We start from the raw sequence: 11,786 nt of genomic DNA, 5'->3' as shown, positions 1-11,786 counted from the left end.
CCGCCGAGGGTGGGTACTGCGCGGACCCGGTGTAGGAGCGCGCTTGCCCGCGAAGGGGCCGGTACATCCGCCGCACTGTTCCACTGTGGAACCCGCTTTAGCCGGGAAGACGGCATCATTGACTCCGCGAAATTGACGGTGTGCATAAAGTCCCCTCCCCGGCTAAAGCCGGTCCCACCAAAGCCCCGTTTCGCACCCCGCATTACGTCGAGTTGTCGTCGCGACGCGTGTCTGCCTGACCCGACGTCATTCGCGGGCAAGCGCGCTCCTACAGGTGGTCTTGGCTTGGCTTGAGGTCGGTGTTGCCCGGCCAACCTGTGTACTTGATGAGGGCCTGGCCCGATACCGATTGCGCCCGGCGGACATGATCACTGTAGGAGCCGGCTTGCTGGCGAACCCGGCGGCCTGCAACCCATGCGTTGGCGCCGACGGCGGCGCGGACCCGGTGCAGGAGCGCGCTTGCCCGCGAAGGGGCCGGTACATCCGCCGCAGTGTTCCACTGTGGGACCGGCTTTAGCCGGGAAGACGGCACCATTGCCTCCGCGAAATTGACGGTGTGCATAAGGTCCTCTTCCCGGCTAAAGCCGGTCACACAAATAGTGATCTTCCCGGCTGAAGCCGGTCCCACAAATAGTGCTCTTCCCGGCTGAAGCCGGTCCCACCATTGGTCTTCATCCCGGCTCAGGCCAATGCCATCAACGGCCCGCTTTACGGCTGAAGCCTGATATCTGCCCCGAGCAACGCTCTCACGTTCGACGTCAACGCTTCCAGCGGGAAAGGCTTGTGCATCCAGGCCATGCTGCCATCCAGCCGCGCCTGTCCGTCGCCGGCCGGCTCGGCGTAGCCGGTCATGAACACAATCGGCAGATCCGGTCGGAACGCCCTCCCCGCGCTGGCCATCTGGCGCCCGTCCATCCCTCCGGGCAAGCCGATGTCGGTGACCAGCAAGTCGATCGGCGTGTCCGACCGCAGCAGTTGAAGGCCCGCCTGGCTGTCGGCCGCTTCAATCACGGTGTAACCCAGATGCGTCAGGGCTTCGGCAACGAAGACGCGCACGGTCGGCTCGTCGTCCACCACCAGGATGGTTTCACCCGCCGCAGCGGGTTCTACACTGGCCTGCTCCTGCGGTGCGTCAATGACCTCGGGCGCGGCTGCGTGACACGGCAGCAGCAGGCAGACGCAGGTGCCCTGACCCGGTTCGGATTGAATCTGGATCTGGCCACCTGATTGTTTGATGAACCCGTAAACCATCGACAGCCCCAGGCCGGTCCCCGCGCCCACTTGTTTGGTGGTAAAAAACGGCTCGAATACCCTGGACAGCACCTCGGGGTTCATGCCGGTGCCGTTATCGGTCACTGATATGGCGAGGTAATTGCCCGGCACCCACTCCGGGTCAAGCCCGGGCTTTTCATCCAGTTGCTGGTTGCAGGTCGCGATGGAGATAAGCCCGCCCTCGCCCAGCGCGTCCCGCGCGTTGATGCACAGGTTAAGCAGCGAGTTCTCGACCTGGGCCGGGTCGACCATGCAGGTAGCGGCCCGAGCGTTGAGCTCAACCTTCAGCTCGATCGCCGGCCCCACTGTGCGGCGGATCAGCTCCTCCATCTCGGCTATCAGCACGTGCACGTCGGTGTTCTTCGGCAGTAGCGTCTGCCGGCGCGAGAAGGCCAGCAACCGATGGGTCAGCGCTGCCGCCCTCTGCGCGGCACCGTAAGCCACGGAGACGTAACGCGCGACGTCTGCCGAACGGCCCTGACTCACCCGCAGCTTGATCAGGTCCAGGCTCCCGGTGATGCCTGCCAGCAGGTTGTTGAAATCGTGGGCGATGCCGCCGGTGAGCTGCCCGATCGCTTCCATCTTCTGCGATTGGCGCAGGGCGGCCTCGGCCATTTCACGCTCGGCGATTGCCTGGGTGATGCGCGCCTCCAGCGTCTTGTTCAGCTCAAGCAGCGCCGACTCGGCTTTTTTGCGCGCGGTGACGTCGATGGACGAGCCAATCAGGCCGATCACGGCGCCGCGATCATCCAGCAGCGGGGCTTTCGAAGACAGCCACACCGCAGCGGTGCCGTCCGGCATGTTGACGTGCTCTTCGATCTGCTCGGCCCTGGCGCTGCGCATGATGCGCTGATCGGTTTCCATGATCAGACGCGCCTGATCCTTGTCCTCGAGAAACTCCAGGTCAGTCTTGCCAATGTAGAACTCGGGCGGCCTGCCAATCAGTTCGGTCGTGCCATGGTTGGCCACCAGCATTCTGCCGGCGAGGTCTTTGGCGTAAACCACGCCGGGAACGGCTGCTGTGAAGGTCGCCAGCAGCGCGGACATCCGGTCACGCTCGGCCTCGGCAGCGCGTCGGGATTCGATGTCCATCAGCACCCCGGGAAAGCGAACCGCGTGGCCTTGCACGTCGAGCTCCGCACGGCCATTGGCTTCCACCCAGCGATAGAGCCCGTCATGGTGCCGGACCCGGTATTCACAGCGATAAGGGCCGCCGCGACGCATCGCTTCATGAATATCGGCCGCTACCCGGTCCACGTCGTCGGGGTGGATCGAGGAGAACGCTTCGGCGATGGGCACCCCAGCCCTGCAGCGCTCGGCGGACAAGCCGAAGGTGCGTGAAAACCTTTCGTCCGCCGTCACGGTGTCCCCGGCGATGTCCCATACCCAAGTGCCGATGATGGCACCTGCGTCCAGGGCAAGCTGCAAACGCTCCGAGGTGTCCGTCGGGAACTCCTGAGCGGCGTGCAGTGGAGCGGGAACATCGCTGTCGTGTTGATTCATCTACAAACCCGGATAGCTGCCTGGTGATCAGACGCGCAGCATACCTGTCCTCGCGTACGACGCGAAGCATCCGGCGAGCACCCGGCCAGTACCGGCCGTCGAGGGAGGCGAGCCCTGGCAACCGCACGAAGATAATTGCCGGGAGCGGGTCAAGCACTGCGCCAAATGACCGATAACAACAGAGTGGCCGCACTGCCGACGGCCCTTTGAGCGCCTCCCCCATGTCATTCATTCGCAACCCGCACCTGGTGCAAAGCCATCTGTATGCATTACTGGTCTTTTACCTGTTTTCCATCTTTCTGCTTGCCCTGGCGTGGGAGTTCAAGCTGGAAGGTGTCGCCATGGGGGTCCTGGACCTGCCCTACGATGGCGACTTCGAAGTGGCTGAGCGCTGGCGCTTCGTGCTGACCTCCACCGGCTTTGCCGTGCTGGCAATGGTCGTCCCCTTCGTGCTGCTCAAGCGCCTGATTGGCAGCTTGCACCAGAGCTACAACAACCTCGTCGTCGCGCAGGCGCAGAGCGACTCTTTGGCGCGTCATGACCCGTTGTCCGGCCTGTTGAATCGCCGGGTATTTCACGAACAGCTGGCGACCCGTCTGGATCAACCCGGCGTGGGCACGGCGGTGTTCCTGATCGACCTCGACCGTTTCAAGCAGATCAACGACACCCATGGCCATGCCGCCGGAGATGTCGCGATCTGCACCGTTGCCGACACGCTGAGAGAGGCAACGGCCGGATGGCAGGCCGCCGTGGCACGGTTGGGCGGCGATGAGTTTGCCCTGGCAGTGACGGGCCGTTTCAGCCGTCTTGACCTGGCCACGCTGGCCGAAACCATACTCGCCAAAATCGCCGCGGCACCGACCGGGCTGCCAGGCGTGGCCTTTAGCGCGACGATGGGGATTGCGGTATCGCCGGTGGACGGTATGGTCGCCGAAACCCTGTTGCAGCACGCCGACAGCGCGATGTATCGCGGCAAGAACAACGGCCGCGCGGTGTTCCATTTTTACGAAGCCAGCTTCGAGAATGCGCTGCGTGAACGCATGCGTCTGGAGGCAGAACTGCGTCAGGCCATTGCGCAACGGCAGATCCAGCCGTATTACCAACCCATCGTCAGCCTCCCGGAACAGCAACTGGTAGGCTTTGAGCTGCTTGCGCGATGGATGCACCCGCAGCACGGGGTCATCATGCCTCAGGACTTCATCCCGCTGACCGAACAACTGGGGCTGATCAAATCGCTCACCGAGGGGCTGCTGATACAGGCCTTTGCCGAGGCGCGCAAATGGCCGCCGGGGTTGTTACTGGCGGTCAACGTCTCGTCGTCAATGATCGAGAGCGACGACTTTCCCGACTGGCTGGCGGAACTGGCGCGCACGGGCGATTTTCCCCTTGGGCATCTCGAAGTCGAGGTCACGGAAAACGCGCTGGTCGCGAATGTGGGCAGCGCGCGGCTCAACCTTGAGCGGTTGCGTGCCATGGGCGTCAGCGTGGCGCTTGACGACTTCGGCACCGGCTACTCCGGGCTGTACCACCTGACCCAGCTGGCGATCGACAAGATCAAGATCGACCGGTCCTTTTTCGACACCTCGCTGGATAATCAGAGCGAAATGGTCAAGGCCATCCTGGCACTGGGCAAGAGCCTGCGCATGCAGATTACCGCCGAGGGCGTTGAGCATGAGCAACTGGCCGACTGGCTGACCACCCACGATTGCGATTTTGCCCAGGGTTACCTCTTCGGACGCCCGCTGCCGGTGGCCCAAGTGGCGGCACTCATGGCGCCTGACCGGCATGCCGGTCCGCTCAGGGCGTAACCCTCAGCGAAGCCAGCAAGTCATCCGCTGCGCGCTGAATCTCGGCGCGGTCGCCGATCACGCGCGCACCCTGCCTGGAACCGGACAGGTTGTCCGCGTCGGCGTCGACGTTGATCAACAACGCCGAGAGGCTGGCATGAAGCATGAGTGCGCAGGACGTCACGTCGCATTTGAGGGTTTTTTTCACACGGGGCATGGCCGCCGCGGCGAGCTCAATGCCCTTCAGGCATGACCTCGCCGCAGCCAGCGATCCCAACGTCACGTCCAGCGACAACTGAGGGTCATGGCCGGAGCTCGATGACGCGCAGTCTTCGATGAATGCGCCAAAGGTTTTCATGTCGTTGTCGGCGTGCGCCTTGATCACCGCCAGCAGCGCCTCCGTCTCGGCGATCCGGCCTGCCAGTTCGGGATCTTGCTCCCCACCCGCCGACTTGCGCAGCGCCATGAGTAGCAGCGCCAGTGAAAACCCTGCACTCGCGCAAGCGGCCGCACCGCAGCTTGGCACGGGCGCCGAAGAAGCAACCTGCTCGCAGAACGCCTCCATTGTGGTTGACCAGATGCTCATGTCGATGCCCTTCCCCTGTGAGTCTCTCCATCAGCATAGTGACGGTCGCACCACCGCAAAAGTTTGGAAGGTTTTCAGCGGCAGCGCCTTTTGCACTTGGCAGGAAAGCGAGACGTCAGCTATAAGTCATGACGCCGATTTTCAAGGCATTGAGGCCGAAAATCCGATCCGTCCAAAGGTGCGGCGATGACAAAACGAGGCGAGAAATACTGGCTCTGGTCCGATTGCCTGCTGCAATCCACCACGCGCAAGACTGTTACGGACGGGGGCGCACAGATTGAGGTGTCCGCGCGGACGTCACGCCGGGCCGTGACGCAGCTGTTCGTCGGCGCCTACCAGGCCAATGGCCTGGCCCTTGCCGAGGAATATTACGCAGACTGCCCCGATGAAAGTGTCGAGCAGGCGCTCGACTGGGGTGAGAGGCGCGGTCAATTTCTCATCGAATCCAGAGGCATGCATCAGGCCGTCCGCGCCTGGCCAAAACGGACTTCGCGTGGCCGAACCGGTCTTGTGCTTCCCGCGATCGATGCCAGGGACTGGTCGAGAACGGCATTTCTCGCCCGGATCAATGCCGCGCAAGCCCGCTACAAGGCAGCGTGCCGCAAGATGGTGGAAGTCATGAAGCGGTCCAATGTTCCCAAAGAAGAATGGGAGGCTTGCCGTGTCGAACTCAATGCCGCCATCGACGAGCGAGCCAGCGCACTCAGGATCAACACTCACTGATCAATCGCATCAGTGACGTGCATGAGGGGCGGCGATCAGCGCGGGATGGTCCTTATACAGACCGGCAACCACTGCTTACAGTGGGACCGGCTTCAGCCGGAAATAGGCCACTACTGCATCCTGTGGGACCGGCTTTAGCCGGGAATAGGCCAGCCTGGCGCCATTGATTGTTGGGGCATGATCGCCGACGTCTTGCCGGCTGAAGCCGGTCCCACAGGAACAATGCAGCATGCGGTGGATCCGCGTTTACCGATCGTCGTCCTGCTGAGGCTCGTTACCGTATTCATCGTAATCGGGAGGCGTCAAGCCGTTCTGCCGTCCGGACTCCTGATCAGGCGAGTGAGCCGGCAGGGTGTCCGGCTTGTCCTGTTCAGCGGGCGTTGCGGCATGGGGGTCGCGTGTCGCGTCGGCGGGTGATTTCGCGTCAGTCATGGTGCGCTCCGAGGGGCGAGGCCCTGGCATGTGAGAAGAATGCTTGCCTGATATCTGAGCGGTCTGCCGGGCGGAAGGTTCGACGTTTTACAGGTATCCGGGATGCGGGGTTCATTCAAACAAGGGCCCACTTGAATCAAAGCGACAGACCCGCTCTGCCGGCCCAATAAAAAAAGCCGCATTTCGGCGGCTTTTACTGAGCTCAGTCAGTGATAAACCCGCCAGTTTTCGACCTCGTCACCGAACTGGGCTTTCCAGGCTTTCAACAACTTGTGATTGCCGCCCTTGGTTTCGACCACTTCACCGGTCAGTGGGCTTTTATACACTTTCACATCGCGGGCCTTGCGAGGTTTCTTTTCGGGGGGCGCTGAACTGTTCGTCCGGGTGTTCTGCGAGCGCGGGTCAAGCATGCCCACAATGTCCTTCAAGCCGAAACCGTAAGTCTGCAGGAGTTCTCGCAACTTCGTCTCGAATTCGATTTCTCTCTGAAGGCCGCTGTCGTTTTTCAATGTTTCAAGTTCGGCGAGTTGCGCGGCAAGCTGTTGTTCAAGTTTGCGGAATTCTGCGAGACGAGACATCTGGAGCTCCTGTTACCCGATTGAGGGTTTGATAGTAGTGCAATGACCAGCGCCCGTCATCGACCGGCAATAATCGGCGCCACCGCAGTTGTCATTTGACGATGATGGAGATCTTGCCGTTGCGCTCGATGATTGCAAACTTGATCTGTTCTACGGTTTCAACGCCCTGCCCCAGCCGCGCCGCCTGCATGATGTCATCTTCCTGCACGCGGGCCTCATGCATCCGCTGGCGCAGGTAGGTGCCGTTCTCCACCACTATTGTCGGGCCACCGTCGATCAACTTGCCGATGCGCTTTGATCGACGCTTGAGCAGAGAAAAGCCGATGTCGATACAGAGCAGCGTGACAATCACCAGCACGGCATTGGTGACTGAAAAGTCGTCTCCCAACAATGCCTGTTGGGTCGCTTCACCAATGATCAGCATCAAGACGAAATCAAAGGAGGTCATCTCGCCCAAAGACCGCCGACCCGAGACACGAAACAACACCAGCAACACGAAGTAAATGGCGCCTGCGCGCAACACCGCATCCATACGTTTTACCTAGGGATAAATAAACTGATTGAGCGACACTTCGCCGCCGCCTTCCACCGCGATATGACCCGCTACCAGACCCAGACCGTCGTTGCGCCATGTCAGGTACAGCGAACTGTCGCCCCGCTCGTCGCCGGTCATGGTCAGCTTCAAGCCCTGACGATTGGCGGCGGAGCCGATGGGCTGAGGCTGCATGGAGTCGACACTGAACGCCTCCAGCAAGGCGGCGTCGACAAAAACCGTGTGCGGCTTGCCGGGCTGGCCGTGGCTATGAATCACCATTGCGTCGACCCCGCCGCTGCGGTGGAAGCGTTGATACTCGACGGTGAGGTCTTTCTGCGCGGAGGTCGCCGTAGCGTCGCTGAGCAGTCCCCGGGAAAACAAACCGCCCAGTGTCAGCAACACGACCAGCAGCAACACATACCAGCCCACGCGTTCGAATTTCCAGATCCGGCGCTGAAGCGCAATGTCTTCGTCCACCGGGTGCTGCCGGTCCTGCATTTCCTGATCATATGAAGACATAAGGGCTTGATGTCCGTTTAAGAAGTCGCCAGTCGACCGCTACAGCTTAGTGCGGTGGCGCGCCAAAGCGTTCAATCACCACCCGCCCCAGACCGCCTGCGTGTGGCGGGTGAGGAGCACCCGTGCCGTTTGTCTGCCCGGCGAGAGTTCGGCTAAACCACGGGCCACGCGACAGGCTCCACCCAACATCAATCACCTAGTTGGGAGACTTGCCATGAAAGCAGTGGTGTTTCACGGAGTCGGCGACATCAGGCTCGATGATGTGCCGGAACCTACCCTTCAGGAACCAACTGACGCGATCGTGCGCATTACCGCGTCGGCCATTTGTGGGACGGATTTGCATTTTATTCGCGGCAGCGCGCCGGACATGCAGAGCGGCACGATACTGGGCCATGAGGGCGTCGGCATCGTCGAGGCGCTGGGACCGGAAGTGCGCAATCTGGCGGTTGGCGACCGGGTGCTGATCCCGTCAACCATCGCCTGCGGCAACTGTGCATATTGCCGCGCCGGCTACTTTGCGCAGTGTGACGTGGCCAACCCCAACGGCAAGAAAGCCGGCACCTCGTTCTTCGGAGGCCCGAAAGCCACAGGGCCTTTCCATGGCCTGCAAGCGGAGAAAGCGCGCATTCCGTATGCGCATGTCGGCCTCATTAAGTTGCCGGACAGCATCACTGACAACCAGGCAATTGCCATGTCGGATATTTTTCCCACCGCCTGGTTTGGTGCAGAGATGGCGGAGATCGAGGACGGCGATACGGTTGCGGTATTTGGCTGCGGCCCGGTTGGCCTGTTCGCGATCATCAGCGCCAGATTGATGGGCGCCGGTCGGGTATTTGCCATCGATGGCCTGAGTGATCGCCTCGATCGAGCCCGCGAGCTGGGCGCAGAATGCATCAACTTCGAAGAGGAAGACCCCATCGCGGCACTCAACCGGCTGACCGATGACATCGGTGTTGACCGTGCCATCGACGCCGTGGGCATTGACGCCAATCACGGCCACGGCGGGCACCCTCACGGTCATGAGCAATGGCAGCCGGGGGATGCGCCCTCGCAAGCCTTGAAATGGGCCGTGGAAGGCCTGGCCAAAGCCGGCACACTGTCGATCATCGGCGTGTATCCGCAGGGTTTTGAAAGCTTCCCCATCGGCGCGGCCATGAACAAAAACCTGCGCATGAACATGGGCAACTGCCACCACCGCAAGTACATTCCCAAACTCATCGAGCTGACCCTGGCCGGCAAGGTCGATCCAGCCAGCGTGCTCACCCAGTGCGAGCCGCTGACGGACGCAATCAGCGCCTTCGCTGCGTTCGACCTGCATGAGCAAGGCTGGATCAAAGTCAAACTCAAGACCGATGAGTAGCGTGCAAAGTGGCGTGGCACCGGGCTGGGCGCTCGATGCCATCTGCAACTTTAGCTCACTTTGATCACGACCTTGCCGAACGGTCCTCGCGCCAGATGCTCATAAGCTTCGCGCGCTTGTTCGAAGGGGTACACGTGGTCGATGACTGGGCGAATGCGATGGCCGTCTAGGAACGCGTTCATCCGGTCGAAAGCGCTGCGCGGCGCAACCGCGATGCCGCGCAAGGTGGTTTGCCGGAAGATCAGCGGCATGAGGTTCAAGCCGGTGGTTTGCCCCGTCAGAAAGCCGATCTGAGCGATACGACCGCCCACCTTGGTGGCTTGAACCGAGGCGTTGACACCCTCCCCACCCGCCACGTCCAGCAACAGATCGACACCCTTGCCTTCGGTGAGCTTCATGACTTCCCCGGCCCAGTCCGGCGTGGTCCGGTAGTTGATGCCCGCCATTGCGCCCAGCTTGACGACCGCGGCAATGTTCTCGTCGCGGCTGGACGTGATGATGACCCGGGCACCCAGCGCCATGGCGATCTGTGCGGCGAAAATCGACACGCCGCCGGTGCCTTGCACCAGCACCGTTTGGCCGGGCTGAACCTGACCGTAATCCACCAGCGAGTACCAGGCGGTCAAGGCGGCGATGGGCAGTGTCGAGGCTTCTTCATCGGTCATGTCGGCGGGGGCACGCACCGCGCTGTCTTCATGGATGATCATGAATTCCGCCAGACCGCCCGGCAAGGGTGAGCCAAAGCAGTAGTCCGGTTCATCGTGGGCAGGCATGCCGTCGAGCCACCGCGAGTACAAGTGCGAGTTGACTCGGTCGCCCACCGCAAAGCGGCTGACGCCCTCGCCCGTTGCCACCACCGTGCCCGCCACATCGCTGACCGGGATCAGCGGCTTGGGGACGGTGTGGGGCTCGTAAATGCCGTCGACAATCGCCTTGTCGCGGAAATTGAGGGACACGGCCCCGACTTTCACCAGCAGCTCGCCGGTCTTCGGGACGGGCGTTTGCACTTCGCCCAGTTCAAGGTTGTCCAGCCCGAAGTCTTTCAGAAGCCATGCTTTCATGTGTTATCTCCAGTGATTGCCGCCGGGTCGAAGTCGACCGCAGGCGTGTTGGGCGGCATTGTTCCCCGTCTGCCTGGGCGGATAAATGCTCGTCAGGGCAAAGGATTGTTATCCTGCGCCGCAACAATCATGCTGATTTTTTAGGTAGTACGAGGGCGAACCCATGGACCTGTTGCAATCAATGCAGGTGTTCGCGAGGCTGGCAGAGCTGGGTAGTTTCACCAAAGCGGCTGAAGCCACTCAGTTGGGGCGGCCACACATCACGCGGTCGATCCAGACCCTGGAGGCGTCGCTGGGTGTGCGGCTGTTTCAGCGAACCACGCGCTCGGTGAAGCTGACTGCTGAGGGCGAGCAGTTCTACGAGCGGGTCAAGGGGCTGCTCGCGGACATTTCGGCCACCACGTCCATGTTCGATCGCAGCGGCGCCACCCTGCACGGGCGGCTGCGGGTCGACATTCCCACCGCGTTCTCGCAACGCGGTTTCATCGAAAGCCTGAAGCAGTTCACCGATGCTTTCCCCGCCCTCGAACTGGTAGTGGGCGTGACCGACCGCGCGGTGGACCTGGTGATGGAGGGCGTTGACTGCGTGCTGCGCATTGGCGATTTGCGGGACTCAAGCATGATCGCCAGGCAGATCGGCACGGTTGAAATGGTGACCTGTGCCGCACCCGCCTACCTTGAATCACACGGCGAGCCGACAACGCTCGCAGACCTGTCTCGGCATCGCGGTGTTGATTTCCTGTCGGGGCACAGCAACCGGCCGCTGCCCTGGTATTTTCATGAGGACGGCGAGGACCGGCCGTACCGGAGCCGCGGGGCGATCACGGTCAACGAATCCAACGCCTACGTTCACTGCGGGGTTGCAGGTTTTGGCCTCATCCAGGCGCCAGGCATCACCGTGGATGCGTTTCTCGCCAGCGGCGAACTGATCGAAGTGCTCCAGGCCTATCGCCCGGCACAGCGCAAGGTCTCGGTGCTCTACCCCAGCCGCACCCACCTCGCGCCTCAGGTCCACGCCTTTGCCGACTGGCTGCGCGAGCACTTCCCGACCCTGCATCCCCGGTGGTTCAAGCCCGAGTGAGCCGACTAAGCGCTTAACGGCTTCCCGGCTAAAACCGGTCCCACAGAATGCGCGCGGTGTTAGTGAGGCTGTTTCAGGTGGCCAGGCGCCGGGTTAGTGGGACCGGCTTCAGCCGGGAATTCGTCAGTATGGGCACAAAGGATTTAGCGGTGTTACAACCGACGTCTTCCCGGCTAAAGCCGGTCCCACAGGGTTCGCGCGGTGTTAGTGGGACTGGCTTCAGCCGGGAATTCGTCAATATGGGCACTCAGGATTTAGCGGTGTTACAACCGACGGCTTCCCGGCTAAAGCCGATCCCACAGGGTTCGCGCGGTGTTAGTAGGACTGGCTTCAGCCGGGAAGAGGCCAA

11 protein-coding genes are annotated in these 11,786 nt (G+C 61.8%); 4 read left to right on the top strand and 7 right to left on the bottom strand.

Annotated features, from left to right (window positions below):
- Positions 1 to 708 precede the first annotated feature (708 nt).
- Entirely contained in the window at positions 709 to 2,775 is a 2,067-nt protein-coding gene (locus QRN48_RS07005; RefSeq protein WP_191943142.1) for a hybrid sensor histidine kinase/response regulator, read from the bottom strand.
- Positions 2,776 to 2,996: 221 nt separating this feature from the next.
- Between QRN48_RS07005 and QRN48_RS07000 the strand changes: the two genes are divergently transcribed.
- Positions 2,997 to 4,583, top strand: coding sequence for a putative bifunctional diguanylate cyclase/phosphodiesterase (locus tag QRN48_RS07000; RefSeq protein ID WP_191943141.1), 1,587 nt, complete (start codon positions 2,997 to 2,999; stop codon positions 4,581 to 4,583).
- Here QRN48_RS07000 and QRN48_RS06995 read toward each other — a convergent pair.
- On the bottom strand, positions 4,573 to 5,148 hold the full coding sequence (locus QRN48_RS06995) for a cyclodeaminase/cyclohydrolase family protein (RefSeq protein WP_285349654.1): 576 nt from the start codon (positions 5,146 to 5,148) through the stop codon (positions 4,573 to 4,575). The two genes, QRN48_RS07000 and QRN48_RS06995, sit on opposite strands and share 11 nt — an antisense overlap.
- 186 nt (positions 5,149 to 5,334) lie before the next feature.
- Here QRN48_RS06995 and QRN48_RS06990 point away from each other — a divergent pair, with 186 nt between their 5' ends.
- The gene (locus tag QRN48_RS06990) at positions 5,335 to 5,871 is read left to right on the top strand and encodes a hypothetical protein (protein WP_191943139.1); all 537 of its coding nucleotides are present in this window, start codon (positions 5,335 to 5,337) and stop codon (positions 5,869 to 5,871) included.
- Positions 5,872 to 6,117: 246 nt separating this feature from the next.
- Here QRN48_RS06990 and QRN48_RS06985 read toward each other — a convergent pair whose 3' ends face one another.
- The 4 genes from QRN48_RS06985 to QRN48_RS06970 form a co-directional block, all read right to left on the bottom strand.
- Positions 6,118 to 6,303, bottom strand: coding sequence for a hypothetical protein (locus QRN48_RS06985; RefSeq protein ID WP_191943138.1), 186 nt, complete (start codon positions 6,301 to 6,303; stop codon positions 6,118 to 6,120).
- Between the two features lie 206 nt (positions 6,304 to 6,509).
- The gene (locus QRN48_RS06980) at positions 6,510 to 6,881 is read right to left on the bottom strand and encodes a histone-like nucleoid-structuring protein, MvaT/MvaU family (RefSeq protein WP_191943137.1); all 372 of its coding nucleotides are present in this window, start codon (positions 6,879 to 6,881) and stop codon (positions 6,510 to 6,512) included.
- A gap of 91 nt (positions 6,882 to 6,972) precedes the next feature.
- Positions 6,973 to 7,413, bottom strand: a complete 441-nt coding sequence (locus tag QRN48_RS06975; RefSeq protein WP_037010077.1) for a DUF421 domain-containing protein — start codon at positions 7,411 to 7,413, stop codon at positions 6,973 to 6,975.
- Positions 7,414 to 7,422: 9 nt separating this feature from the next.
- A complete protein-coding gene (locus QRN48_RS06970) occupies positions 7,423 to 7,935 on the bottom strand; it encodes a hypothetical protein (RefSeq protein WP_037010075.1) in 513 nt (170 codons plus the stop codon).
- A 214-nt stretch (positions 7,936 to 8,149) separates the two neighbouring features.
- On the opposite strand from QRN48_RS06970, the gene QRN48_RS06965 reads away from it, so the two are divergent.
- Positions 8,150 to 9,295 carry a zinc-dependent alcohol dehydrogenase gene (locus QRN48_RS06965; protein WP_191943136.1) on the top strand — a complete coding sequence of 382 codons (1,146 nt, stop codon included), beginning with the start codon at positions 8,150 to 8,152 and terminating at the stop codon, positions 9,293 to 9,295.
- 50 nt (positions 9,296 to 9,345) lie between these two features.
- On the opposite strand, the gene QRN48_RS06960 is transcribed toward QRN48_RS06965, so the two are convergent.
- The gene (locus QRN48_RS06960) at positions 9,346 to 10,356 is read right to left on the bottom strand and encodes a zinc-dependent alcohol dehydrogenase family protein (RefSeq protein WP_191943135.1); all 1,011 of its coding nucleotides are present in this window, start codon (positions 10,354 to 10,356) and stop codon (positions 9,346 to 9,348) included.
- Positions 10,357 to 10,537: 181 nt separating this feature from the next.
- On the opposite strand from QRN48_RS06960, the gene QRN48_RS06955 reads away from it, so the two are divergent.
- The gene (locus QRN48_RS06955) at positions 10,538 to 11,437 is read left to right on the top strand and encodes a LysR family transcriptional regulator (RefSeq protein ID WP_285349833.1); all 900 of its coding nucleotides are present in this window, start codon (positions 10,538 to 10,540) and stop codon (positions 11,435 to 11,437) included.
- Positions 11,438 to 11,786: the final 349 nt, after the last annotated feature.

The organism is Pseudomonas sp. ME-P-057 (genome assembly GCF_030208975.1).
In the GTDB taxonomy this organism is placed as follows: domain Bacteria; phylum Pseudomonadota; class Gammaproteobacteria; order Pseudomonadales; family Pseudomonadaceae; genus Aquipseudomonas; species Aquipseudomonas lutea.
The sequence above is the reverse complement of the archived record's forward strand: the minus strand, read 5'-3'. Positions and strand labels throughout refer to the sequence as shown.